The 25205-nt window shown below is 69.6% G+C and carries 23 protein-coding genes and 2 tRNA genes; 10 read left to right on the top strand and 15 right to left on the bottom strand.

What is annotated here, in order from left to right:
- The first annotated feature begins 13 nt into the window (after nucleotides 1–13).
- Nucleotides 14–2608, top strand: a complete 2595-nt coding sequence (valS, locus tag EDF63_RS13220) for a valine--tRNA ligase (protein ID WP_260233109.1) — start codon at nucleotides 14–16, stop codon at nucleotides 2606–2608.
- Between the two features lie 65 nt (nucleotides 2609–2673).
- Entirely contained in the window at nucleotides 2674–2925 is a 252-nt protein-coding gene (locus EDF63_RS13215) for a hypothetical protein (RefSeq protein ID WP_123313465.1), read from the top strand.
- A gap of 169 nt (nucleotides 2926–3094) precedes the next feature.
- Here the strand turns inward: EDF63_RS13215 and EDF63_RS13210 are convergent, their stop codons facing one another.
- Nucleotides 3095–3934, bottom strand: a complete 840-nt coding sequence (locus EDF63_RS13210) for an alpha/beta fold hydrolase (RefSeq protein ID WP_123313464.1) — start codon at nucleotides 3932–3934, stop codon at nucleotides 3095–3097.
- Nucleotides 3935–4055: 121 nt separating this feature from the next.
- Here EDF63_RS13210 and EDF63_RS13205 point away from each other — a divergent pair, with 121 nt between their 5' ends.
- Both EDF63_RS13205 and EDF63_RS13200 read left to right on the top strand, forming a co-directional pair.
- Nucleotides 4056–4649: a TetR/AcrR family transcriptional regulator gene (locus tag EDF63_RS13205; RefSeq protein ID WP_123313463.1), complete on the top strand. Its 594-nt coding sequence runs from the start codon at nucleotides 4056–4058 to the stop codon at nucleotides 4647–4649.
- Nucleotides 4650–4825: 176 nt separating this feature from the next.
- A complete protein-coding gene (locus tag EDF63_RS13200; RefSeq protein WP_123313462.1) occupies nucleotides 4826–6850 on the top strand; it encodes a M3 family metallopeptidase in 2025 nt (674 codons plus the stop codon).
- Nucleotides 6851–7071: 221 nt separating this feature from the next.
- Here EDF63_RS13200 and clpX read toward each other — a convergent pair whose 3' ends face one another.
- The gene (clpX, locus tag EDF63_RS13195) at nucleotides 7072–8352 is read right to left on the bottom strand and encodes an ATP-dependent Clp protease ATP-binding subunit ClpX (protein ID WP_111084519.1); all 1281 of its coding nucleotides are present in this window, start codon (nucleotides 8350–8352) and stop codon (nucleotides 7072–7074) included.
- A gap of 236 nt (nucleotides 8353–8588) precedes the next feature.
- On the opposite strand from clpX, the gene EDF63_RS13190 reads away from it, so the two are divergent.
- Nucleotides 8589–9317 (top strand): YcnI family protein, encoded by a 729-nt coding sequence (locus EDF63_RS13190; protein WP_123313461.1) that lies wholly within the window; start codon nucleotides 8589–8591, stop codon nucleotides 9315–9317.
- Nucleotides 9318–9367: 50 nt separating this feature from the next.
- A complete protein-coding gene (locus EDF63_RS13185; RefSeq protein WP_185021419.1) occupies nucleotides 9368–9973 on the top strand; it encodes a copper resistance CopC family protein in 606 nt (201 codons plus the stop codon).
- 62 nt (nucleotides 9974–10035) lie between these two features.
- Here EDF63_RS13185 and EDF63_RS13180 read toward each other — a convergent pair whose 3' ends face one another.
- The 5 genes from EDF63_RS13180 to EDF63_RS13160 all read right to left on the bottom strand — a co-directional run bounded on the left by EDF63_RS13180 (nucleotide 10036) and on the right by EDF63_RS13160 (nucleotide 13325).
- Nucleotides 10036–10695 carry an ATP-dependent Clp protease proteolytic subunit gene (locus EDF63_RS13180; RefSeq protein ID WP_027464696.1) on the bottom strand — a complete coding sequence of 220 codons (660 nt, stop codon included), beginning with the start codon at nucleotides 10693–10695 and terminating at the stop codon, nucleotides 10036–10038.
- 26 nt (nucleotides 10696–10721) lie between these two features.
- Complete coding sequence (locus EDF63_RS13175) at nucleotides 10722–11351, bottom strand: ATP-dependent Clp protease proteolytic subunit (RefSeq protein WP_123313459.1); 630 nt, start codon at nucleotides 11349–11351, stop codon at nucleotides 10722–10724.
- A gap of 168 nt (nucleotides 11352–11519) precedes the next feature.
- A complete protein-coding gene (gene tig, locus EDF63_RS13170; protein ID WP_185021418.1) occupies nucleotides 11520–12827 on the bottom strand; it encodes a trigger factor in 1308 nt (435 codons plus the stop codon).
- 52 nt (nucleotides 12828–12879) lie between these two features.
- Nucleotides 12880–12956: transfer RNA gene (locus EDF63_RS13165), tRNA-Pro, on the bottom strand.
- 93 nt (nucleotides 12957–13049) lie between these two features.
- Nucleotides 13050–13325: a hypothetical protein gene (locus tag EDF63_RS13160; RefSeq protein WP_123313457.1), complete on the bottom strand. Its 276-nt coding sequence runs from the start codon at nucleotides 13323–13325 to the stop codon at nucleotides 13050–13052.
- A gap of 68 nt (nucleotides 13326–13393) precedes the next feature.
- Here EDF63_RS13160 and EDF63_RS13155 point away from each other — a divergent pair.
- Nucleotides 13394–13464: transfer RNA gene (locus EDF63_RS13155), tRNA-Gly, on the top strand.
- Between the two features lie 58 nt (nucleotides 13465–13522).
- On the opposite strand, the gene EDF63_RS13150 is transcribed toward EDF63_RS13155, so the two are convergent.
- The 7 genes from EDF63_RS13150 to EDF63_RS13120 form a co-directional block, all read right to left on the bottom strand.
- Nucleotides 13523–13813, bottom strand: coding sequence for a DUF1905 domain-containing protein (locus EDF63_RS13150; protein ID WP_123313456.1), 291 nt, complete (start codon nucleotides 13811–13813; stop codon nucleotides 13523–13525).
- Nucleotides 13814–13965: 152 nt separating this feature from the next.
- Nucleotides 13966–14889 carry an endo-beta-N-acetylglucosaminidase H gene (locus EDF63_RS13145; RefSeq protein ID WP_123313455.1) on the bottom strand — a complete coding sequence of 308 codons (924 nt, stop codon included), beginning with the start codon at nucleotides 14887–14889 and terminating at the stop codon, nucleotides 13966–13968.
- Between the two features lie 28 nt (nucleotides 14890–14917).
- On the bottom strand, nucleotides 14918–17926 hold the full coding sequence (locus tag EDF63_RS13140; protein ID WP_123313454.1) for a glycoside hydrolase family 38 C-terminal domain-containing protein: 3009 nt from the start codon (nucleotides 17924–17926) through the stop codon (nucleotides 14918–14920).
- A 32-nt stretch (nucleotides 17927–17958) separates the two neighbouring features.
- Nucleotides 17959–19341 (bottom strand): cellulase family glycosylhydrolase, encoded by a 1383-nt coding sequence (locus EDF63_RS13135; protein ID WP_123313453.1) that lies wholly within the window; start codon nucleotides 19339–19341, stop codon nucleotides 17959–17961.
- Complete coding sequence (locus EDF63_RS13130; protein ID WP_221180565.1) at nucleotides 19341–20315, bottom strand: carbohydrate ABC transporter permease; 975 nt, start codon at nucleotides 20313–20315, stop codon at nucleotides 19341–19343. The genes EDF63_RS13135 and EDF63_RS13130 overlap by 1 nt, the downstream gene beginning before the upstream one ends.
- Nucleotides 20312–21190 carry a carbohydrate ABC transporter permease gene (locus EDF63_RS13125; RefSeq protein WP_123313452.1) on the bottom strand — a complete coding sequence of 293 codons (879 nt, stop codon included), beginning with the start codon at nucleotides 21188–21190 and terminating at the stop codon, nucleotides 20312–20314. The genes EDF63_RS13130 and EDF63_RS13125 overlap by 4 nt, the downstream gene beginning before the upstream one ends.
- Nucleotides 21190–22482, bottom strand: coding sequence for an ABC transporter substrate-binding protein (locus EDF63_RS13120; protein ID WP_123313451.1), 1293 nt, complete (start codon nucleotides 22480–22482; stop codon nucleotides 21190–21192). The genes EDF63_RS13125 and EDF63_RS13120 overlap by 1 nt, the downstream gene beginning before the upstream one ends.
- Nucleotides 22483–22597: 115 nt before the next feature.
- Here EDF63_RS13120 and EDF63_RS13115 point away from each other — a divergent pair, with 115 nt between their 5' ends.
- The 3 genes from EDF63_RS13115 (at nucleotide 22598) to EDF63_RS18720 (ending at nucleotide 24323) form a co-directional block, all read left to right on the top strand.
- Complete coding sequence (locus EDF63_RS13115) at nucleotides 22598–23629, top strand: LacI family DNA-binding transcriptional regulator (RefSeq protein ID WP_123313450.1); 1032 nt, start codon at nucleotides 22598–22600, stop codon at nucleotides 23627–23629.
- Between the two features lie 106 nt (nucleotides 23630–23735).
- Nucleotides 23736–24068, top strand: a complete 333-nt coding sequence (locus EDF63_RS13110) for a hypothetical protein (protein WP_123293983.1) — start codon at nucleotides 23736–23738, stop codon at nucleotides 24066–24068.
- Between the two features lie 102 nt (nucleotides 24069–24170).
- On the top strand, nucleotides 24171–24323 hold the full coding sequence (locus EDF63_RS18720; protein WP_159572741.1) for a hypothetical protein: 153 nt from the start codon (nucleotides 24171–24173) through the stop codon (nucleotides 24321–24323).
- A gap of 8 nt (nucleotides 24324–24331) precedes the next feature.
- Here the strand turns inward: EDF63_RS18720 and EDF63_RS13105 are convergent, their stop codons facing one another.
- The gene (locus EDF63_RS13105) at nucleotides 24332–25195 is read right to left on the bottom strand and encodes a DMT family transporter (RefSeq protein WP_123313449.1); all 864 of its coding nucleotides are present in this window, start codon (nucleotides 25193–25195) and stop codon (nucleotides 24332–24334) included.
- Nucleotides 25196–25205: the final 10 nt, after the last annotated feature.

Genomic DNA, 25205 nt, shown 5'->3' with positions numbered 1-25205 from the left:
GGAAGGCGCAGCCATGACCAAGCCCATGCCCGAGAAGCCCAGCGTCGACGGACTCGAGCAGGTCTGGGGGCCGGTCTGGGAGCAGGACGGCACGTACCGCTTCGACCGTGACGCCGCCGGCCACCGCGATGCCGTGTACTCGATCGACACCCCGCCGCCGACCGCCTCCGGGTCGCTGCACATCGGCCACGTGTTCTCGTACACGCACACCGACCTCAAGGCGCGGTTCGAGCGCATGCGCGGCAAGCACGTGTTCTACCCGATGGGCTGGGACGACAACGGCCTGCCGACCGAGCGGCGCGTGCAGAACTACTACGGCGTCCGCTGCGACCCGACCCTGCCCTACGACCCCGACTTCACGCCGCCGTTCGAGGGCGGCGACGGCAAGTCGTCGAAGGCCGCCGACCAGCTGCCGATCTCGCGCCGCAACTTCATCGAGCTGTGCGACCAGCTGACCGTGCAGGACGAGCAGCAGTTCGAGGAGCTCTTCCGCACCCTCGGGCTGTCGGTGGACTGGACGCAGTCGTACCGCACCATCGACGAGACCTCGCGGGCGAGCGCCCAGCGGGCCTTCCTCCGCAACCTCGAGCGCGGCGAGGCCTACCAGGCCGACGCCCCGACCCTGTGGGACGTCACGTTCCGCACCGCGGTCGCGCAGGCCGAGCTCGAGGACAAGGAGATGCCCGGCGCCTACCACGGCATCGCGTTCCACCGTGCGGACGGCGGCGACGACGTCGTGATCCAGACGACCCGCCCCGAGCTGCTGCCGGCGTGCGTCGCCCTCGTCGCGCACCCGGACGACGAGCGGTTCCAGGACCTGTTCGGCACCACGGTCCGCTCCCCCCTGTTCGACGTCGAGGTCCCGGTGCTCGCGCACCACCTGGCACAGAAGGACAAGGGCGCCGGCATCGCGATGGTCTGCACCTTCGGCGACACCACCGACGTCGTGTGGTGGCGCGAGCTGCAGCTGCCGAACCGCGCGATCCTCGGCTTCGATGGCCGTGTCCGCTCCGACGAGCCCGCGTGGATCGAGAGCGAGCAGGGCAAGGCGCTCTACGCCGAGATGGTCGGCAAGACCGTGTTCTCGGCGAAGAAGGTCGTCGTCGACGCCCTGACCGAGTCCGGCGAGCTCGTCGGCGACGTCAAGACGATCAACCACCCGGTGAAGTTCTTCGAGAAGGGCGACAAGCCCCTCGAGATCGTCTCGACCCGCCAGTGGTACATCGTCAACGGCGCCCGCGACGAAGCCCTGAAGGCGACGCTCCGCGCCCGCGGCGAGGAGATCGCGTTCCACCCGGACTTCATGCGCGTCCGGTACGACAACTGGGTCGGTGGCCTGTCCGGCGACTGGCTCATCTCGCGCCAGCGGTTCTTCGGGGTGCCGATCCCGGTCTGGTACCCGCTCGACGCCGACGGCAACCCGGTGTTCGACCAGCCGATCGTCCCGACCGAGGCGCAGCTCCCCGTCGACCCGTCGTCCGACCCGGCGCCGGGCTACTCCGAGGACCAGCGCGGCGTCGCCGGTGGGTTCCAGGGCGAGCTGGACGTCATGGACACCTGGGCCACCTCGTCGCTCACCCCGCAGCTCGCGGGCAAGTGGGAGACCGACCCGGAGCTCTACGACCTGGTGTACCCGTACGACGTCCGCCCGCAGGCGCAGGACATCATCCGCACGTGGCTCTTCACGACGGTGCTCCGCAGCCAGCTCGAAGCGGACACCGTGCCGTGGAAGCACGCGAGCATCTCCGGCTTCATCGTCGACCCCGACCGCAAGAAGATGTCGAAGTCGAAGGGCAACGTCGTCACGCCGCTGTCGATCCTCGAGCAGCACGGCGCCGACGCGGTCCGCTACTGGGCGGCGTCGTCGAAGCTCGGCACCGATGCGGCGTTCGACCCGCAGAACCCGAAGCAGATCAAGGTCGGTCGTCGTCTGGCGATCAAGGTCCTGAACGCGGCGAAGTTCGTCTACGGGTTCCCGCTGCCGGAGGGCGCGAGCGACGTGACCGAGGCACTCGACGTCGACATGCTCGCCGAGCTCGGCGCGGTCGTCGAGCAGGCCACCGCCGCGTTCGACGGGTTCGACCACGCCCGTGCGCTCGAGATCGTGGAGCGGTTCTTCTGGACCTTCTGCGACGACTACCTCGAGCTCGTGAAGGAGCGTGCGTACGGCACGGCGGCCGACGCGACGCACGAGACCCAGGCGAGCGCGGTCCTGGCGCTGCGCGGCGCGATCGACGTGCTGCTCCGACTGCTGGCACCGTTCCTCCCGTACGCGACGGAGGAAGTGTGGGCCTGGACCCACGAGACGAGCGTGCACCGGGCCTCCTGGCCGACCGCTGCCGACCTGCCGACCGACGCGGCCCCCACCGGGCTGCTCGCGGCCGTCGGGCAGGCGTTGATCGGGATCCGCGGGGCGAAGACGGCGGCGAAGGCGTCCCAGAAGACGCCCGTGACGCGCGCCGTGGTCGCCGCGCCGACGGAGACGCGGGTGCTCATCGAGCGCGCGGCGGTCGACCTGGCGGCCGTCGGCCGCATCGAGAACCTGTCGTTCGTCGACGGTGACGAGCTCGCGGTCACCGAGATCGAGCTCGCGGAGCAGCAGGCGTAAGGTCGGCCGTCCGGGCCGGGTCGCGTCGGCGACCCGGCCCGTCCACCACCGGACAGGAGGCACGGATGCAGTTGGGCACACGATGGGGCGTGGGTGCGGAACCACCTGCGCGACTGCCCGAGGCGATGGTCGTCGCCGTGCGCGGGGTCGAGGACGAGCTCGCTGCGGAGTCGGTCGACACCGGGGCGTGGGGCTGGACCCTGACGTTCTTGGAGGGCAAGCCGATCGTCGAGCTCGACGACGGCACCTCGATCCACCTCGACGATGCCGGGCACGCACAGGTCACGAACCCCGACGACGCCGCTGAAGAGGACTAACGCGCGGTCCGCGGTTCGCGGTTCGCGGTTCGCGGCGCGCGGTCCGCGGTTCGCGGTCCGCGGTCCGCGGTTCGCTTGGTGAGCAGAAATGGTCGGGTCCCTGGTGGGGACCCGACCATTCCTGCTCACGATGCGGGGACCGTGAGGCGCCCGCGTGATCGCCGAGGGATCAGGACTCGGCGAGCCAGGTGAGCAGGACCTCGTTCACCTCGGCGGTGTGCGTGGTGAGCAGGCCGTGCGGGGCGCCCTCGATCTCGACGTACGCAGCGGCCGGCAGCGCCTTGGTGAAGCGGCGACCGGTCGCGTCGATCGGCAGGATGTTGTCTGCCGTGCCGTGCACGATGAGTGCCGGGACGGTGACCTTCGGGATGTCCTGGCGGAAGTCCGTCGGCCAGGTCAGCGGTGCTGCGGCGGACGCGATGGAGCCGGAACCGGCGGCGACGTTCCAGGCGTTGCGGACGGCCTCTTCCGAGATGCGCGAGCCGAGGTTCTCCGACAGGTTGAAGAAGTCCTGGTAGAAGTTCGTGAAGTACGCGTACCGGTCCTTCTCGACGTCGGCGGCGATGCCCTCGAAGAACGACATCGGGCCGGCACCGTCCGGGTTGTCCTCGGTGATGGCCAGGAACGGCTCGAGCGAGGCGAGGAACGCGACCTTGGCGATCCGGTCCTGTCCGTGGCGGCCGATGTAGCGGGCGATCTCGCCGGTGCCCATCGAGAAGCCGACCAGGATCACGTCGCGCAGGTCGAGGGTCTCGAGGACCGTGTGCAGGTCGTCGGCGAAGGTGTCGTAGTCGTAGCCGGTGCTCGGCTGCGAGGACTGCCCGAAGCCGCGGCGGTCGTACGTGATCACGCGGTAGCCGGCCTCGAGCAGGGCCGGGGTCTGGCCCTCCCACGAGTTGCCGTCGAGGGGGAAGCCGTGGATCAGCACGATCGGCTGCCCGGTCCCCTTGTCCTCGTAGTGGAGTTCGATGTCGACGCTGTTCTCGGTTCCGACGGTGATGGCACCCATGATCGTTCCTTCCCTGAGTATCGCGGAGAACGACCGTTCTCCGCCGATGTGGATTACACTAGAGAACGATCGTTCCCGGCGCAACTCGGGAACGGTGAACACACAGCGAACGGGGTACGTCATGGCAACCAGCACCGTCGAACCGGGTGTCCGCGCCCACATCGTGGACGTCGCGGACCAGTTGTTCTACACGCGCGGCATCCAGTCGGTCGGCATGGACGAGATCCGCACCGGCGCCGGCGTTTCGCTGAAGAAGCTCTACGCGGCCTTCCCCGGCAAGGAGCAGCTCATCGCGGCCGTCCTGTCCGGGCGCCACGACCTGTGGGAGCGCGGCGTGCACGGTGCGGTCGAGGCCGCCACCACCCCGCGCGACAAACTGCTCGCCGTGTACGACTTCCTCGAGTCGTGGTTCGGGGACGACACGTTCCGTGGCTGCGGCTTCATCAACGCCTTCGGGGAGCTCGGGGCCACGTCGCCCGCGGTCGCCGAGATCGCCCGCGAGCACAAGGACTCGTTCCAGCGATTCGTGCAGGAGCTCACCGCCGAAGTCGTCACCGATCCGGAGCGTGCCGAGGAGCTCGCCGCCCAGCTCGCGCTGCTGGCCGAGGGCGCGCAGACCACGGCCGCCATCGCCGGCACCACGGTGCCGGCCGCGCACGCCCGCCGTGCGGCTTCCACGCTGATCGACGCCGCGACGGGGCCGTCCCGCGCCTAGCTGGTCGTTTCGGGCGTACCGGGTCGTTTCTTCAGACCCGGTACGCCCGATTCCGCTTTCCAGACCGGTCGCGATGGGAAGGAACGCACTCACAGGGCGGACGGGAGGCGCGGGGCGGGGCCGCCACGGGCCTCCCGTCCGTCCCGTCCCGGCGCGACGTCCGTAGTGTGGTGACCATGGCAACTCCGTTCGACGTCCCGAGCACCCTCCCCTACGCGCTGCCGCCCTTCGGCGACGTGCGACTCGAGCACTACCGGCCGGCCTTCGAGGCCGGCATGGCCGAGCAGCGCGCCGAGGTCGAGGCCATCGCCACCGATCCGCACGCACCGACGGTCGAGAACACCCTCATCGCCCTCGAACGCTCCGGGCAGTTGCTGACCCGCGTCAGCCACGTGTTCTTCACGCTGTCGTCGGCGGACTCGACGGCGGAGCTGCACGACCTCGAAGCCGAGATCTCGCCGCTGCTCGCCGCACACCGCGACGCCATCACGCTGGACTCGCGGCTCTACGCCCGGGTGCAGTCCGTGCTCGACGGCGCCGAAGCTGCCGGGCTCGAGGGCGAAGCGCTCCGACTGGTCGAGCGTACCCACGCCGAGATGACCCTGGCGGGCGCCGGACTCGACGATGCCGGCAAGGAGCGCCTGACCGCGATCAACCAGGAGTTGTCGACGCTCACCACCACCTTCGAGCGCAACCTGCTCGAGGACACCAACGACTCCGCCGTGCACGTGACCGACGAGGCCGAGCTCGAGGGCCTCGACGACGGTGCGAAGTCCGCCGCCGCCGGATCCGCCGCCGACCGCGGGCTCGCGGGGTGGCTCATCACGCTGCCGCTCTACACCGGACACCCGTGGCTGCCGTCGCTGGCGAACCGCGACCTGCGCGAGCGGATCATGCGCGCCTCGCTCGCCCGCGGTCGCCGCGGGAACCAGTACGACAACCGCAAGGTGCTGCTGCGCATCGTGCGGCTCCGGGCCGAGCGTGCCGAACTGCTCGGGTTCCCGAACCACGCCGCCGTCGTCACCGCCGACGAGACCGCCAAGACCCCCGAGGCCGTCGACGGGCTGCTGTCGTCGCTCGTCGGCGCCGCGGCACGGAACGCCGACGACGAACGAGCCGTCCGGTCCCGCACCGTCGGGTTCGACATCGAGTCGTGGGACTGGGCCTACGCCACCGAGATCCTGCGCGGGGAGCAGTTCGCCGCGGACAGCTCCGCGCTCCGGCCCTACTTCGAGGCCGACCGGGTCCTGCGCGACGGCGTCTTCCACGCTGCCGGAGCACTGTACGGCCTGACGTTCACCGAGCGTCCGGACCTGCACGGCTACAACGACGAGGTCCGTGTCTTCGAGGTCACCGGCGACGACGACGAGCCCGTCGGGCTCTACCTGCTCGACCTGTACACGCGCGACGGCAAGCGCGGCGGTGCCTGGATGAACCCGGTCGTCGAGCAGTCCGAGCTGCTCGGCACCCTGCCCGTCGTGGTGAACAACCTCAACGTCGCGAAGCCGGCACCCGGGTCGCCGACGCTGCTCATCCAGGACGAGGTCGAGACGCTCTTCCACGAGTTCGGCCACGCGCTGCACGGCCTCATCGCCCGCACCACCTACCCCCGCTTCTCCGGCACGAACGTCGAACGCGACTTCGTCGAGTTCCCGAGCCAGGTGAACGAGATGTGGGTGTCGTGGCCGTCGGTCCTGGCGAACTACGCCAAGCACCACGAGACCGGTGCCCCGCTGCCGCCCGAGCTCGTCCTGGGCCTGAGCGAGTCCGAGGGCTTCAACGAGGGCTTCGGCACGACCGAGTACCTGGCCGCAGCACTGCTCGACCAGGCGTGGCACCGACTCTCCGCCGCGGAGGCCGCGGCGGTGACGTCCGTCGAGGACTTCGAGCGTTCGGCGCTCGAGTCAGCCGGGATCGCCGTCGAGGCCGTCCCGCCGCGGTACTCGTCGACGTACTTCGCGCACACGTTCTCGGGCGGGTACGACGCCGGGTACTACGGGTACATCTGGTCCGAGGTGCTCGACGCCGACACGGTCGAGTGGTTCCGCGAGAACGGCGGGCTCTCCCGGGACGCCGGCCGTCGATTCGCTTCGCTCCTGCTGGGTGTCGGTGGGTCGAAGGACCCGCTCGAGGCGTACCGCGACTTCCGCGGCCGTGACGCCGAGGTCGGGCCGCTGCTGCGGCGCCGCGGGCTGGAGTAGGGCGCCGCGCGGGCGCCGTGCGGGGCGGGCCGGGCGCTTCCGGGCGTACCGGGTCGAATCGGGCATACCTGGTCGGAACTTTCGACCAGGTACGCCCGATCTCACCTTCCATCGCAGCCGTCATGGGAAGAACCAGACGTCGATCCGCGGGCCGCGCCGACCGCCCCACCACGACGAAGGCCCGCACCGAACGGTGCGGGCCTTCGCGGCGTTCCGGAGCGCTACGCCGACTTCTCGACGCGCTTCGCCCGAGGCCGCGGCACGATGGTCGGCGCGGCGTTCTCGAGCACGGACTCGCGGGTGATCACCACGCGGGCCACGTCGTCGTCGGAGGGGACGTCGAACATCACCGGGCCGAGCACTTCTTCGAGGATGGCACGCAGGCCGCGGGCACCGGTCTGGCGCAGCACGGCCAGGTCGGCGATCGCCTCGAGCGCGCCCTGGTCGAACTCGAGCTCGACGCCGTCGATCTGGAACATCCGCTGGTACTGCTTGATCAGCGCGTTCTTCGGCTCGGTCAGGATCTGCATGAGCGCCGCCTGGTCGAGCTGCGACACCGTGGTGACGACGGGCAGACGACCGATGAACTCGGGGATCAGGCCGAACTTGTGCAGGTCTTCCGGCAGGACCTCGGAGTACAGGTCCTGGTGGTCGGTCGCACTGTGCAGCGGCGCCCCGAAGCCGATCCCCCGCTTGCCGACGCGTGAGGACACGATGTCCTCGAGCCCGGCGAACGCACCGGCCACGATGAACAGGACGTTCGTCGTGTCGATCTGGATGAACTCCTGGTGCGGGTGCTTGCGACCACCCTGCGGCGGGACGGAGGCGACGGTGCCCTCGAGGATCTTGAGCAGTGCCTGCTGCACGCCTTCGCCCGAGACGTCGCGCGTGATCGACGGGTTCTCGGCCTTGCGGGCGATCTTGTCGACCTCGTCGATGTAGATGATGCCGGTCTCGGCGCGCTTGACGTCGTAGTCGGCGGCCTGGATGAGCTTGAGCAGGATGTTCTCGACGTCCTCGCCCACGTAGCCGGCCTCGGTCAGGGCCGTGGCGTCGGCGACGGCGAACGGCACGTTGAGGCGCTTCGCCAGGGTCTGCGCCAGGTAGGTCTTGCCGCAACCCGTCGGGCCGATGAGCAGGATGTTCGACTTCGCGATCTCGATGTCGTCGCGGTCTTCGGCAGCGGTGATCTGCCCCTGTGCCCGGATGCGCTTGTAGTGGTTGTAGACGGCCACGGCGAGGGCGCGCTTCGCCGGGTCCTGCCCGATGACGTACTCCTGCAGGAAGTCGAAGATCTCGCGCGGCTTCGGCAGTTCGAAGTCACCGCTCGAGGTGTCCTCGCCGGCTTCGGCCAGGCGCTCCTCGATGATCTCGTTGCACAGCTCGACGCACTCGTCACAGATGTAGACACCCGGACCGGCGATCAACTGCTGGACCTGCTTCTGGCTCTTGCCGCAGAAGGAGCACTTGAGGAGGTCCCCGCTCTCTCCGATGCGTGCCATTGCCGTGCCTCCCTGGTTGGACATGCCGGCCCGCGCGCTCGCACCGGCCGCTGGTGCACCGCTGCTGGTGGGCACCTCGTCGTGGACACGAGCCTAACCGCAACCGGTGACACCGACCGTGCGGCGCCGCGGGATTTCGCGCGCGCGTTCGCCCAGGGCGTTCGGGCCTGCTAGCGTGATCCCGTCGTCTCTACAAGTTGTAGAAACCCCGTCGAACCAACCCCCGAAGGATCCCCATGCAGAAGCGTCTCGCCGCCGGCGGCGTCGTCACCCTCGGAGCAGTGGCCGTCATCGTCCTCGGCACCGCCGGCGCAGCCAGCGCGCACGTGTCCGCGACGGCCACCTCGACCGCCGCGAATTCGTACACCACGGCCACCTTCTCCGTCCCGCACGGCTGCGACGGCTCCCCCACCACGAAGATCGAGTTCCAGGTGCCGGAGTCGGTCATCGAGGTCACCCCCACCGTGAACCCGAACTGGAAGATCACGAAGGCGACCGAGCCGTACACGAGCCCCTCCGCCGCGGCCGACGGTGAGCACGCCGAGGACGCCGCCGAGCGCGTCACGAGCATCACCTACACCGCGAAGACCCCGCTCCCCGCCGACGAGCGCGACACCTTCGCGCTGTCCTTCTCGCTGCCCGACGGCAAGGCCGGCGACCTCGTCGAGTTCCCCGCGATCCAGACCTGCGAGAAGGGCTCGGTCGAGTGGAACCAGGAGCAGCAGGCCGGCGAAGCCGAGCCCGAGCACCCGGCCCCCTCGATCACGCTGACCGCGGCCGAGGCGACGGACGACGACGGTGACCCGGTCGCCGCCACGCCAACCGCCGAGGCCGCAGCCGGCTCGACGGCCCCCGCGGACCCCGACCTGGTCGGCCGTTTCCTCGGCCTGGGCGGCCTGGTCCTCGGCGCCGTCGCCCTGGTCGTCGCCGTCGCCGGCACGCGCCGCCGGAGCTCGGCCAAGTGACGCAGCGCGGCTCGCGTCGGACTCGACTGCGGTCCTCTGCCTGGAGGCTCGTGGCCGGGTCCGCCGCGGCCGTCGCGATCGCGGGCGGTGCGGTCCTCGGGCTCGCGGGGCCCGCCAGCGCGCACAACTACCTGATCGCGTCCACCCCGGAGGTCGACGGCACGCTCACGAGCCTGCCGAAGACGTTCGAGATCACCACGAACGACAAGCTGCTCGACATCGGCGACTCCGGGTCGGGCTTCGCCTTCCGGGTCGTGGGTCCGGACGGGAAGTACTACGAGGACGGCTGCGTCGACGTCGACGGCCCCTCGATGACGACGCCCGCCGCGCTCGGCGACTCCGGGAAGTACACCGTCGAGTGGCAGATCGTCTCCGCCGACGGCCACACCGTCTCCGACGAGTACGCCTTCACGTGGAAGGCCCCGTCCGGGTTCTCGGCCGCGACGGGATCGTCGACGCCGCCGACCTGCGCCACCGCGGGCGACGACTCGACCGAGGCCGCCACCACCGGCACCGCCTCGGGCGACACCGACTCGGCCGCGACCGACGCGCTCTGGATCGGCGCCGGAGGCGTCGTCCTCGTCGCCGCGGTCGTCGCGGTGCTTCTGCTCCTGCGGCGGCGCCCCGCGCCCGAGACGGACGACGCCGACGACTGACACCGCTGCACGACGAAGGCCCCACACCGATCGGTGCGGGGCCTTCGTCGTTCCTGCTGGTGCTACTTGACGAGCGCCGGCAGGTTCTTGCGGCTGGTGAGGACCTGGTCGATCAGGCCGTACTCCACGGCTTCCTGCGCGGACATGATCTTGTCGCGCTCGATGTCGTGGTTGATCTCCTCCGGCGTCTTGTTGGAGTGCTTCGACAGCGTCTCCTCGAGCCAGGTGCGCATGCGGAGGATCTCCGCCGCCTGGATCTCGATGTCGGACGCCTGACCGCCACCCTGCTGGGTCGCGGGCTGGTGGATCAGCACACGGGCGTTCGGCAGCGCGAGGCGCTTGCCCGGCGTCCCACCGGCGAGGAGCACCGACGCGGCCGAGGCCGCCTGACCGAGGCAGACCGTCTGGATCTGCGGACGGATGTACTGCATCGTGTCGTAGATCGCGGTCATCGCGGTGAACGAGCCACCGGGCGAGTTGATGTACATGACGATGTCGCGGTCCGGGTCCATCGACTCGAGCACGAGCAGCTGGGCCATGACGTCGTCAGCCGACGCGTCGTCGACCTGGACACCGAGGAACACGATGCGGTCCTCGAAGAGCTTCGCGTACGGGTCCTGGCGCTTGTAGCCGTAGGCCGTGCGCTCCTCGAAGCTCGGCAGGATGTACCGATTGGACGGAGCCGGGACGTTCTGCGCGCCACCGAGCATTGGGAGATGCATTCTCGTTTCCTTTTCTTCGGTGGGGATCAGGACTGGGCGTCGGGGTCGGCCGCGCTGGTGGGCGTCTCGCCGTCGGCGACGGTGCCGCCGCCACCGATGACCTCGGCGCTCGAGGCGCGGAGGTGGTCGACGAAGCCGTACTCGAGCGCTTCCTGCGCCGTGAACCAGTTGTCACGGTCGTTGTCCTTGAGGATCTGCTCGATCGACTTGCCGGTCTGCTCGGCCGTGAGCTCCGCCATGCGCTGCTTCATGTCGAGGATGACCTTGGCCTGCGTCTGGATGTCGGCAGCGGTACCACCGAACCCGCCGGACGGCTGGTGCAGCAGGACGCGGGCGTTCGGCGTGATGTAGCGCTTGCCCGGCGTGCCGGAGGACAGCAGGAACTGTCCCATCGACGCGGCCAGGCCGATGCCCACGGTGACGATGTCGTTCGGGACGAACTGCATCGTGTCGTAGATCGCCATGCCGGCGGTGATCGAACCACCGGGCGAGTTGATGTAGAGGTAGATGTCCTTCTCAGGGTCCTCGGCGGCGAGCAGCAGCAGCTTGGCTGCGATCTCGTTCGAGTTGTCGTCGCGGACCTCGGAGCCGAGCCACACGATCCGGTCTCTCAGAAGGCGGTCAAAAACACTGGGGTTCAGTGTTGCTTCGGCCATGGAAAAGCTCCCGTTCAGTTGTCGCTTGTTGTCGAACTTATCGGTTGCAACGCACCACTTCGCGTGTGTTCGCCGACAGCAATGCGGTGGTGCGGAAATACGAGACGGGAGGCACGGTGCCAGCTGGCACCGTGCCTCCCGTCCGTCGTTCTGGTGGCGTCGAGATCGTTACTCGGCGTCCTCAGCAGGAGCCTGCGCAACGCCCGCCGTGAAGGCGGACAGGTCGACGGCGTCGCCGTTGGTGTCCTTGACGGTCACCTTCGACAGGACGGTCGCGACGGCCTTGGAACGGGCGACCTCGCCGACCATCCCGGGGATCTGGCCGTTCTGGTCGATGACCTTGATGAACTCGGCCGGCTCCATGCCGTACTGCGCAGCAGCCTGGATGAGGTACTGGGTCAGTTCCTCCTGCGAGACCTGGATCTCTTCCTTCTCGGCGATCGAGTCGAGGAGGATCTGCGAGCGGAAGGCCGTCTCGCTGGACTCCGAGACCTCCTTGCGGTGCTCGTCGTCCTCGAGGCGGTTCTCCTGCTCGAGGTGACGGTGCACCTCGTCCTCGATGAGCTGCGCCGAGATCGGGATGTTGACGTCCTCGATGAGCTTCTCGACGAGCTTGTCGCGAGCCGCTGCGCCCTGACCGAAGGTTTTGGACTTCGCGATCTGCTCCTTCAGGTCCGCCTTGAGCTCGTCGATCGTGTCGAACTGGCTGGCGATCTGCGCGAACTCGTCGTCGGCCTCGGGCAGCTCGCGCTCCTTGACGGCGGTGACGGTGACGGCGATCTGGGCGGTCTCGCCCTCGCGGTCGCCACCGACGAGCTTCGACTCGAAGTTCGTCGACTCACCGGCGGTCAGGGACTCGAGCGCCTCGTCGATGCCCTCGAGCAGGTCGCCGGAGCCGATCTCGTAGGAGACGCCGGTGGCCGAGTCGACCTCGTCGTCGCCGATGCTGGCGGTCAGGTCGATCTGCGCGAAGTCGCCGGTCTTCGCCGGACGGTCGACCGTCACGAGCGTGCCGAAGCGGGTGCGCAGGTTCTGCAGCTCCTCTTCGATCTCGTCGTCCGACACCTCGACGGCGTCGACGGTGAGCTCGTACGCGGAGTAGTCCGGCAGGTCGAACTCGGGACGCACGTCGACCTCGAAGGTGAGGACGAGGTCGCCGGCGAAGTCGGCGAGGTTCGGCAGCTCGGCGACGTCGGCCTCGGCACGGCCGAGGATGCGCAGCTCCTGCTCTTCGACCGCCTGGCGGTAGAAGTTGTCGATGGCGTCACCGACGGCGTGGTTCAGGACCTCGCCACGGCCGACGCGCTGGTCGACGATCGCCGGCGGGACCTTGCCCTTGCGGAAGCCGGGGATGTTGATCTGCTCGGCGATGTGCTTGTACGCGTGGTCGATGCTCGGCTTGAGATCTTCCGGCGTCACGTTCACGGTGAGCTTGACGCGGGTGTCGCTCACCTTGTCGACGGTGCTGGTGGCCACGGGATGTTCTCCTGTTGGTTGACGTTCGTGTGGTCGATGGTTCTCGAGGACCTGGTCGGGGCGACAGGAGTTGAACCTGCGACCTCCCGCTCCCAAAGCGGGCGCTCTACCAAGCTGAGCTACGCCCCGTTTGACTGGGCCAGGGTGTTCGCGCACGCCGAAGGGCGCACGCGACGCCGATGAGTCTAGCGGTCCGGGGCCGGGCGGTTCCCGGGAGGAACGTCACTCGTCCGCTGCGGCGCGTCGCAGGCCGTTGCGCCACCGCACACCGACGAGCACCTGGACCCCGAGCGCCGCCACCCCGAGCACGATCCCGACGACGATCCGCCACACGTGCAACAGGGCGTGCGCGGGCTGCGACTGCGGATCACCGAACAGCTCCGGGCGCATCGAGAAGACGATCGCCGCGAGGACCACCAGCGCGTACGAGACCACCCGCGACCAGCGGATCGTGCGCTCGGCGCCGGCGTCCGGCTTGGGGATGACGCGCCCTGGCATGTCGTGCTCGTTCGTTCGGTGCTCGTTCGTCCGCTACGATGGTCTGGCTGCGCCTGGTGCGCAGGCGCGGGGATGTAGCTCAATGGTAGAGCCCCAGTCTTCCAAACTGGCCACGCGGGTTCGATTCCCGTCATCCCCTCTCTTCTTCCCCTGTCTGCCGTCGCCGCACGGTGCGAACACGAGCGCACCGTGGGTGGTCAGGGGCCGCCGAGTTCGAGCGTGATCTGCGGGGCCTCGCCGACCTCCACCTGAGCACGGCGACGCTCGGCAGCACGAAGGGGCACGAGGTACCCGCCGTCCTTCGGGAACAACGAGGTGGTCCAGGTGACGGCGCCGATCGTCACCCGGGCGGGGATCACACCCCACCCGTAGGTGAGCATCGGCGCGAGGTCGGCGATGACCTCGGCGGCGTCCGGCGGCACGACGGCGAAGAAGAACGGCGACGGGCCGCGCCACTCGACGACCTCGCCGCGGAACTCGAGCTCCATGCGGCGATCGTACGGCCGCACCCCTCGCACGGTGCGAGGTCGACGGAACTCCGTGCGAGGTTCCACACTCGGTGCGACGGCCGGGGGCTCGCACCGAGTGCGGAACCTCGCACCAGGCCGAGCCCCCAGCCGCCGCCGTCAGGACGCGAGCGTCAGCGGTACGACGCGGCCTGCCCGTACAGCTTCTGCGTCAGCGCGGAGACGTAGGCGGACTTGTCGCCTCCCGGCAGGTTGTACGTCATGAAGACGCCGTACCGGTCGGCCTTGGTGCGCGAGGCGAGCGACACCGCGGTCGACTGCGAGGTGTTCTGGATGTCCACCGCGGCAGCCGACAACCGGGACTTGTCGAGCCCCGGGATCGACGGCGCCGAGTACGTGCCGTAGTAGGGGTTCCAGGCGTAGTCGAGCTTCGAGCCGATGGTGCTGCTCGACTGCGACAGCGAGGACGACGCCGGGCCGATGTCGTAGAACGAGATGAGCTTGCCGGGCATCTGGGCACGCAGCGCGGTGATGAGCCAACCGATGGACTGCTGGTTCGGCTGCGGGGTGCCGTTCGCGCCGTAGTCGGAGTACTCGTCGTCGAGGTCGACGCCGTCGAGTCCGCACTTCGACACGGTGGCGGCGATCTGGGACGCGAAGTCCGACGCCGCTGCCTGGGTCGGGAAGTTGGCGATGCCCGCGCCCTGGTGGTTGCCGAGGACCGACAGCGACACCTTGATGCCCTTCGCCTGCAGCGGCTTGATCTGCGTCGCGGCGTTGTCGAGGGTCGCCTGCACCTTGTCGTTGTTGACCAGGACGGCCTTGGAGCCGTTCCAGTTGATGTTCGCCGCGAAGATGATCGCGACGTCGAAGGCGTTCGCCCCGCCGGACAGCGTGTACCGGCCGACGTTGGCGAGCTGGTCGTTGTTGACCTCGACGTAGGCGATGCTCGTCGGCCCGGACTTGGTTCCGGCGGCAGCGCCGACGGCAGTCGCGGCGGCCGCACCGGGCGCGGCCGTCGCTGCGGACGGCACGAGCGGTGCCGCCACCATCGCGGCGATGGCCGCCACGATCCCGAACTTCATGGACTTCTTCATGTCATTCCTCCTTGAATGGGTCGGTCGTTCAGTTGTGTGGGAAGCGGAAGGTGCGGACCTCGTACGCGTCGACGGCGAACGAGGACGCGTCGACGGTCCCGGCCGAGGCCAACGGCTCTTCGAGCAGGGTGACCTCGGCAGCCGGACCGAACGGCCCGTCCACCGCGACCCCACCGGTCCCCCGCCGCCCCACCGGCTCGTAGACGCGCACGACCAGGTCACCGGAGCGGTCGTCGGCGAGCTTGACGCTCGACAGCACGACCCCGCCGGACACCCGCACGAGCGGTGCGAACCCGTGCGCCCCGGTGACGGTCCGCACTCCCGCGTTCATCCGCACGCCGGCCGCCGTCGCCCCGAGCTGGTCCGTCCCGATGACGATGCCGTACCGGTGCGTCTGCACGCCCTGATCGGTCTCGGGGTCCGGGAACCGCGGTGCCCGCAGCAGCGACAGCCGCACGGTGGTGGTGACGTGCCCGTCGACGGCGTCGCGGGTGGTGTCGAACCCGTGGATCGAGTCGTTCACGAGCGCCACACCGAAGCCCGGCTCCGACACGAGCACGTAGCGGTGCATCGACGTCTCGAACTTCGCGGCCTCCCACGAGGTGTTCGTGTGCGTCACCCGCTTCTGCGCACCGAACTGCGTCTCGGCGACGGTGTGCTCGGCGCGGACGTCGAGCGGGAACGCGACCTTGAGGAACTTCTCGGTCTCGTGCCAGTCGGTGGTCTGGTCGAACTCGAGGGTGCGGGAGTCCGGCGCGAGCGTGATCTCCTGGCGCACGGTCGAGTCGCCGAAGGCCCGCGAGACGACGACGCGCGCGACGCCGTCGGCATCGACGGACGCGTCGAGCGACGTCAGCGCGACGAGGTCCTCGACCCGGTTCCGGTAGTACCGGTCGACGTCCCACGCGTCCCACATGTTCGGGAAGTCCTGGTGCAGCTGCAGCAGGTTCGCGGCCTGTCCGGCAGCGATCGCCTCGCGGCCGCTCGCCAGGTCGACGGCACTCGTCACGAGCCCCTGCGCGTCGACGACGATCCGCACCAGGTCGTTCGCCAGCACGTACCCGCCGTCCTGCTCGGTCAGGGTGGCGGCGGTGGCTTCCGGCACGTCGGTCGCCAGGACCGCGCCCTGCGCGGGTGCGCCGGCCTGGAGGAACGGGGCCGGGTTCACGACGACGACCGCGTCCCCGGTACCGGCGAGCGCCGAGAGCGCCTGGTCGATGATCGCGGTCAGGGCCGCGGCCGTCTCGGCGTAGCGCTCGACCGCTTCCCGGTGCACCCACGCGATCGAGGTGCCCGGCAGGATGTCGTGGAACTGCTGGAGCAGGACCTGCTGCCACAGGGCGTCGAGTTCGTCGTACGGGTAGGCGAAGTCGGTGCGGGCGGCGGCGGTCGCGGCCCAGAGCTCGGCCTCGATGAGCAGCTGCTCACACCGGCGGTTGCCCTGCTTCGTGCCGTGCTGGCTGGTCAGCGTGGCGCGGTGCAGCTCGAGGTACAGCTCCCCCACCCACACCGGCGGGTCGGTCAGCTCGGACTTCGCGCGGTCGAAGAACGTGTCCGGGTGCTCCCACCGGACCTTCGCACTGCCCTCGAGGTCGGCAAGGCGTGCGGCCGTGCCGGTCATCTCGCGGGTCGTGCCACCACCGCCGTCGCCCCAGCCGACCGGTGCGATCGAGCCCGTGGCGAGCCGGTTCTCACGGAACTGGCGGGAGGCCTTCGCGACCTCGCTTCCGGACAGGCGGGAGTTGTAGGTGTCCATCGACGGGAAGTGCGAGAACACCCGCGAGCCGTCGATGCCCTCCCACAGGAACGTGTGGTGCGGGAACTTGTTCACCTGGTTCCACGAGATCTTCTGCGTGAAGAACCACTCGAAGCCCGCGCGGCGCATGAGCTGCGGCAGCGCCGGCGAGTACCCGAAGCTGTCGGGCAGCCAGACGCCCTTGGGTCGGATGCCGAACTCGCGCTCGAAGAACCGCTGACCCTGCGAGAACTGGCGGACGATGCTCTCGCCGGTCGGCATCACGGTGTCGGACTCGACCCACATGCCGCCGATCGGCAGGAACCGGCCGGCCTCGACCGCGGCCTGCACCCGCGCGTAGACCTCGGGGCGGTGCTCCTTGATCCACGCGTACTGCTGCGCGCTCGACATGCCGTACAGGAAGTCGTCGGTCTGGTCGATGAGTTCGGTCATCGTCGAGGTGGTGCGGGCGACCTTGCGGATCGTCTCGCGGACTGGCCAGAGCCACGCGGAGTCGATGTGGGCGTGGCCGATCGCCGAGATCGTGTGGGCGGAAGCCTCGGCGGGGGCGGCGAGCACGTCGGCGAGCGCCGCGCGGGCGTCGCCCGCGGTCGCGGCGATGTGCTGCAGGTCGAGCCGGTCCAGCGCGTCGTCGAGGGCCTGCAGGATCCGCATCCGCCGTGGGCCCTCGGGCAGCTCTGCCTGCAGTTCGAGCAGGACGTCGATGTCGAGCGCGAGTTCGTGCACCTCGGACTCGAAGACGGCGAGGTCCATCCGGCGCGAGGTGTAGAGCCGCTTCGACGACGAGGTCTGCACATCCCCCTGCTGCGTCGGCAGGAAGGGGTGGTAGTCGAGCAGGACGGGGTTCGACGCGGCCTCGACGAAGAGCTCGATCGTCTCGCCGCCCTCGGCCCGCTCGGTGACCAGGACCCACTGGTTGCGCGGGTTGATCGACTTCACGGGTGTGCCGTCGGCCAGGTAGACGAGTCCCTCGCACTGGAACCCGGGCATGTTCTTGTCGAACCCGAGGTCGATCACGGCCTCCACCCGACGTCCGACCCACTCGGCCGGCACGGTCCCGGTCAGCCGGAACCACGTGGTGCCCCACGCCGCGCCCCACGGAGTGCCCACCTCGTACGGTTCGAAGGCGAGCTGCAGGCCCTCGGTCGGCGGGATGGGCTCACCGGGCAGTTCGTGCCACGCGGTCTCCAGCGGCACGGCGGTGGCGTGCACCGCGGGCGTGATCCGCTCGTCGAGGACCCGGCGGGCCCGTCCGGTGGTGAGGGGGATGTCGTCGTGCATGGAGCCTTCCAGGGTCGGGGCGTTGCCGCAGGTCAGGGCGTGGTCGCGGGGTGCGCGACGCGGATGGTGGTGGAGTCGAGGTCGGCGGGCACGTCCACGCAGCGGTCGATGCCACGGGCGGCGAGCATCTCGGTGTCGCCGAGTCGGGAACGGAGGACGACCTGCGGACCGCGACCGTCCGGTTCCGCCGACGCGACCGCGAGCCAGGCGGCGGCGAACCGACCTCCGGGGGCGCAGTCGGCACGCATCCCGTGCCGGTCCGAGCCGTCGGGCAGCACGTCGTCGAGCACGAGCGCGGTGGCCGGCGGCGCAGCGGCGGCGGCGGCGCTTGACCGTGCGACGGCGGCGAAGGCCTCTCCCGCCGGCTTGACGCGGCCGTCGTTGGTGAAGAGCCCGAGGTCGTACTCGAGCTCCGGGAAGTCGGCGAGCGACCGGGCGACGTCGTGCGAGCACCACCACGTGACACCGAGCACCTGCTGCGCCCCGAGCACGTGCCGGATGGTCTGCTCGGTGAACGAGGCGGCGTCCTCCGGGGCGATGACGTTGGTGGGCGCTCCCACTTCTTGCAGCCAGTTCGGTCGTGCGGGGTCGCGGTTCGAGGCGGCGGCGAGCTGGAGCAGGTACTCACCGTGCCGCACCGATCCCGGTCCGAGTGCGCCGTGCAGCGCTGCCGAGCCGTTGAACACCCACGAGTGCGTGACGGTGGCGTCACCGTGGTCCGCCGCGTGCTCCGGACCGAAGGGCTGGGCGTCGTCGTACCAGGCGGCGTCGTACTGCGCGACGGTGACCAGCGGCCGTGGACGCGACCCGGTGCCGGACGGCGCCGACGTGGCGGGGTCGAGCCGTGCCTCCAGGCCGGACCCGCCGGACGAACCGGCCGAATCGGCCGACAGCCCGTCACGCGCCGCCGCGACCATCGCCGCCGCCCACGCGTGGCCCTGCTCCGCCGTGATGTCGTGCGGCGCGGGGTGCGGCGCGTGCGCGAACTGGTTCACCTCGTTGCCGATGGTGATGCCGAGCAGGTTCGGCTTGTCCGCGACCGCTCGGGCGAGCGCCCGGACGTACGCCGCGGTCGACGCGACGACGTCCGGGTCGGTGAACATGTTCCGGCGGTGCCAGCTGTCCAGCCACGCGGGCACGAAGTCGAAGCTCGACAGGTGCCCCTGCAGGGCGTCGACGTTGACGTCGAGCCCGAACGACCCGGCGATGTCCACGACCGTCGCGACGTCCTGCAGCGCCGAGGCCCGGATGAGCGTCCGGTTCGGCTGCACGACCGGCCAGAGCGGGAAGATCCGCACGTGGTCGGCGCCGAGCGAGGCGATCGCCTCGAGGTCCCTGGCGGTGTCCGACGGCGAGAAGTCGAGCCACGAGTGGAACCAGCCGACCGAGGGCGTGTAGTTGACCCCGAAGCGCATCAGCCCTTCACACCGCCCTCTTCGACGCCCTTGAAGAAGAAGCGCTGCAGGACGGCGAAGATCACGGCGATCGGGATGAACGCGATCATGGTGCCGGCGGCGATCATGCGCTGGTCGGTCGCGAACGTGCCCTGCAGGTACTGCAGCCCGACGGTCAGGGTGAGGTTCTCCGGCGACTGCAGCACGATGAGCGGCCACAGGAAGTCGTCCCACGCACCGATGAACGAGAAGATCGCGATGACGGCGATGGTCCCCTGCACGGCGGGCAGCGAGATGTACCGCAGCCGCTGCATCGCGTTCGCGCCGTCCATCACGGCGGCCTGGTCGATCTCCTCCGGGATCTGCCGGAACGCGTTGAACATGAGCAGCACGTTGAGCGCGGCGATCATCCCCGGCAGGGCGACACCGACGAGGTTGTCGGCGAGGCCGAGGTCCTTGACGGTGACGAACTGCGAGATGATCGTCGCCTCGCCGGGCAGGACGAGCGTGGCGAGGAACAGCCCGAGGACGAGCTTGCGGTGCCGCCACTGCAGCCGCGCCAGGGCGAAGCCGGCGAGCGTCGCGAAGACGATGTTGCCGAACACGTCGATCGCGGCGACGAGCAGCGAGTTGCCGATGTACCGCCAGACCGGGATCGCGGCGGCCACCTTGAGGTAGTTCTCGAAGGTCGGCTCGGTCGGGATGAAGGACGGGTTCGCGGTGTAGATGTCCTCGCCGGCGCCCTTGAGCGAGGTGGACAGCTGCCACAGGAACGGGCCGATCGTGATGAAGAGCACCACGATGAGCAGGACGTAGCGCAGCACTTTCTCGCGGGTGGACATGACGCCCCAGACCGCGCGACGGCGCTTGCGTCCGTCTCGTCCGTTCGGTCGGGAGGCCCGTCCCGCGTCCGTCGCGCCGGTCACGTCCGGCGTCGGGCTGGCTGCACCGCGCGCCCCGCCCAGTGCGGGTTCGGTGGTCGTCGTGTTCGTCACTTGTCCGCCTTGCTGTTCATCCGCGCGAGGGCGAGCATCGGGACGAGCGTCACGACGAAGAGCAGGAGGCTCAGGGCGGACGCGTACCCGAGGTTGCCGGTGAAACCGCGGGCGTACTGCTGGATGAGCATGACGAGCGAGTTGTCCTGCCCGCCGGGTCCACCGGTGCCGTTGGTGAGGATGTAGAGCTCGCTGAACACCCGGAGCGCGGAGACGCACACCAGGATCCCGACGAGCGTCATGGTGCCGCGGACCCCCGGCATGGTGACCGACCAGAACCGTCGCACCGATCCGGCGCCGTCGAGGGCGGCCGCTTCGTGCAAGTCCTTGCCGACGTTCCCGAGGGCCGCGAGGAAGATGATCATGTAGTAGCCGAGGCCCTTCCAGACCGTCAGGCTGATGGCGCTGAGGAGCAGCAGCCACCGGTCGGTCAGGAACGGGACGCTGCCCTGCACGACGCCGAGCGCCTGCGCCATCTCGTTGATGACGCCGCGGTCGTCGAGGATCCAGGTCCAGATGAGCCCGACGACCACGGCCGAGGCGATGACCGGCGTGTAGAACGCCGTGCGGAAGAACGCGATCCCCGGGAGCTTCTGCTGGACGAGCACCGCGATGAGCAGCGGCAGCACGGTCAGCAGGGGCAGGCAGATCGCCATGTAGATGACGCTGTTGAGCAGCGCCTCCCACACCTGCGGATCGGCCAGCAGGGTCTCGAAGTTCGCAAGGCCCACCCACTGGCTCACGCCCCCCAGCGGGCTGGCGTTCGTGAACGACAGCCGGACGGTGTTGATCGACGGCCAGAGGCTGAACGCGACGAGCCAGACGAGGGCCGGCAGGACGAGCAGCCAGGGCGTGAACCAGCGGTTGGCGCGCATCAGCCGTTGGCCAGCAGACTGTTCATCTTGGTCTGCGCCGTCTGCAGTGCCTGCTCCGGCGCGACCTGGCCCTTCATCGCGAGGGCGATCTGCTGGTCGAGGAAGTCCGTCATCGCGGAGTTCGCCTCGACCGGGTTGATCACCTTCGCGGTCTTCAGGGCCTCGTTCGCCAGGACACGGGCCTCACCGTTGACGGTGCCGTCGTCCTTCGAGAAGTACGGGTCGGACTGCGACGACGTGGTCGACGGGAAGATGTTGACCTCGTGCGCGAACGCCTCCTGGTTCTTCGCGTTCGTCATGAACTTCGCGAACGCCTCAGCCGTGGCGAGGTGCTTCGACTTCGCCGACACCGACAGCCCCTGCACGTACAGCGGCGGGGTGTCGAGTGCGGGGCTGACGGTGACCTTGCCCTTGAGCGACGGGTTGTTCTTCTCGAAGTCGGCGAGCGAGGTGGCGCCGCCGGTGGTCCACGCGACCTTCTGCTGCGTGAACAGCGTCGAGTTGCCGAGGTAGTCGCTGTTCAGCACGTTCGAGGGCATGTAGCCGTCCTGGTACGCGTCCTTGTACCGCTCGATCAGGTCGGCGGCCTTCGACGAGTCGGCGAAGGTGAACTTCGTGCCGTCCGCGTTGAGGACCTTCACGCCTGCCAGGGTGAAGTCGCCGAGGCCGGGCTTGCGGCTCATCAGGTAGTCGGTCGGGCAGTTCTCGTGCATGGTCTTCGCCTGCGTGAACAGCTCGTCGGTGGTCTTCGGCGGGTTCTTCGCATCGAGGCCGCACTTCGCGAACATCGTCGCGTTCCAGTAGTCGACGTCGGTGTTGAGGTACCAGGGGTACCCGAACGTGCCGTCCACGCCCTTGTACTCGTACGAGTCCAGCGCACCGGCGACGTAGGTGCTCGCGAGCTCGGTGTCGTCCTTCGCGACGTCCTGCAGGAACCCGCGCTTGGCGAGCGGCAGGGCGATGTCCGGCGGCAGGTTGATGACGTCGGGCAACGAGTTCGACGACGCCTGGCTGAGCACCTTGTCGGCGTAGCCGTCGCCCGGCTGGTCTTGCAGCTTCACCTTCGCGTCCGGGTGGGCCTTCTCGAAGTCGGCGATCACCCCGTTGAGGTAGTCCGTGTACGTCGGCGTGAGCGCCCACGTCTGCAGCGTGATCGACCCGCTGATCTCCCCGCCGCCGTTGTCGGCCGCGGTGCTGCCGCCCGAGCAGCCGGTCAGGACGAGTGCCGTGGCGGCAGCTCCTGCGAGCAGCGCCGCAGCACGGCTCCTCGTCGTACGTGTGGTGGTCCTCATGGCGTCTGACTCCCTCGTCATCCTGCTTCGTCAGTGTGCTGAACCGGTTCAGTTCCTGTCCTTGAACCTGCTTGTGGCAGTGACTATGAAGGACTAAAACGCTATAGTCAAGCGCATGGCCGCGAACCGTCGAACGACGATCTCCGACATCGCCGCGCGTGCCGGCGTGTCCGTCAGCGCGGTCTCGTTCGCCCTGAACGACCGCCCCGGTGTGTCCGACGAGACCCGCGCTCGCGTGCGCGCGATCGCCCGCGAACTCGACTGGCAACCGCACACCGCAGCCCGCGCACTGGGCGGCGCCAAGGCCGGCTCGATCGGCTTCGTGCTGAACCGGCCGGCCCGCACCCTCGGCACCGAGTCGTTCTTCGGCGACCTGATCTCCGGCATCCAGCTCGGACTCGCCGGCACCCACGTCGGGATGAACCTGCTCGTGGCGCGCGACGCCGCCGAGGAACTCGAGACCTACCGGGCGTGGTGGCGTGGGCACCGCGTCGACGGGGTGGTCGTCATCGACCCGCGGCGCGACGACGACCGGTTGACCCTGCTCGCCGAACTCGGCATGCCCACGGTCGTCGTCGGGTCCCACCCCTCGCCCGAGGGCTCCGCACCGAGCGTGTGGATCGACGACGGTGCCGCGACGGACACCGTCCTGCGGTACCTGCACGCGCTCGGGCACCGACGCATCGCGCACGTCGCCGGGCGCCCCGAGTTCGAGCACACCGCCATGCGGATCGGCCGTGTGCGGGCGTTCGCCGCGGCCGAGGGGCTCGCCGACGCCGTGTCGATCCCGACCGACTACTCGGCCGAGGCCGGTGCGAGTGCGACCCGCACGCTGCTGTCCCGCAGCAGCCGACCGACGGCGATCGTCTACGACAACGACGTCCTGGCGGTGGCCGGGCTCGGGGTCGCGAGCGAGATGGGCGTCGCCGTGCCGACCGACGTCTCGATCGTGTCGTTCGACGACTCGGCGATGATCCAGCTGGTCCGGCCGTCCATCACCTCGCTGACCCGCGACACCGTGGAGCTCGGGCAGCGGGCGGCAACGCTCCTGCGCGCGCAGATCGACGCCGACGCGCCGCTGCCGTCACGCCCCGGGCCACCGCTGACGCTGAGCGTCCGGGAGTCGACGGCGCGCGCCGGGTCCTGAGACGCCGCACCGGCGCTCCGCTGCGACACGCCCAGCGGGCGTCCGACCGAGGTCCACAGCACGCGGCGGACTTGACTCCCGTTCGAACACACGTTCGAATACCGTCGTGGGACGGCGTCGCGAGAACCGGTGGCAGCCCCCGGAACACCCGGAGGTCGAACGTCCGCGCGCCTACTCGCTGTCCGAGGACGCCCGCGGGCCCGACGTCTGCCACGCCGTCACCCCCGTGCCGGTCTGGGCGTGGATCCAGTTCCCGACCTTCCACGTCCGGGTGAAGGCCTTCGCGAAGAGCTGGACCCGCGACGCCGTCATGGTCGAGTGGGCGCAGTTCGGACAGCAGGCGGACGCCTGGGTGTGGCGATCGGCCGTGAAGCACCGCACCCTGCGTGCCGACCAGGCGGAACGCGCGATGCGGAGTCCGCAGAACGCAGCGCGTTGACTTCCGGTCGCACCCCGAGGATGGTTTAGCGAACACCGGTTCGGCAAGTAACTCACTGATCGAGGCATTCGTTCGAGTGCCGCTCCGGAACGAGGAGGCACCATGAAGAACACCGCGGTGCCGTCCTGGGTCGCCCACGTGCTCACCCCGCCCGAGGTCATCAGCGCCTACGTCGAGGCCCGGGTCAACGACCCCGCTCTGCTGTCGGGCGAGCACACGGAACCCACGTACGCCGACTTCCTCGGCGACGAGTAGACGGTCGTTCAGCGGCGTCGGCGGCGCGCCGAGAGCGTGACGCCGACGCTCGCAGCGGTGACGCACACCAGCGCCACCGTCTCCAGCACCGACAGCCCCTCACTGAGCACCACGAGGCCGGCCAGCGCCGCGATCGCCGGGCCGAGGCTCTGCAGGACGCCGAACACCCGCGTCGGCATCCGCCGCAACGCCGCCATCTCGAGGGCGTAGGGCAGCACGCTCGACAACACCGCGACCGCGCCGAAGACCAGCAGGAGCACGGGTTCGCGGACCACGCCGTCCACCGCGGACGGGAGCCCGAACGGCAGCGACACGAGCATCGCGACCACCATCGACACCACCAGGCCGTCGACCCCGGGGATCGCCGCGCCGACGTGCCGGTTCATCACGATGTAGCCCGCCCAGCACGCCGCCGCGAGCACGGCCCAGACGACCCCGCCGACCTCGGTCACGGCGCTCGGGCCGACTCCGAGCAGCACGACGCCGGCGAGCGCCAGGGCAGCCCAGAGCGCGTCCCGCCAGCGTCGGGTGTGCACGAGGGACAGGGCAAGCGGGCCGAGGAACTCGATCGTCACCGCGACCCCGATCGGGATGCTCGCGAACGCCAGGTAGATGAAGACGTTCATCCCGCCGAGCGCCAGCCCGAGACCGACGGCACCGACCCACTGCGCGCGGGTCCAGTGCCGGACGCGGGGACGGACGACCAGGGCGAGCACCACCGCGCCGATGACGAGCCGGAGCGCCGCGGCCCCGACCGCGCCGACGTCGTCGAAGTGGGTCTTCGCGATCGCGGCGCCGAGCTGGACGGACACCATCGCGGTGAGGGCGAGCAGCGGAGCCGGGACCCGATCGGTGCCGCGGGCCTGGTTCATCCGCGCGCCC

This window comes from Curtobacterium sp. JUb34 (genome assembly GCF_003755065.1).
GTDB lineage: Bacteria > Actinomycetota > Actinomycetes > Actinomycetales > Microbacteriaceae > Curtobacterium.
This window is presented reverse-complemented; position numbering and strand designations above follow the sequence as displayed.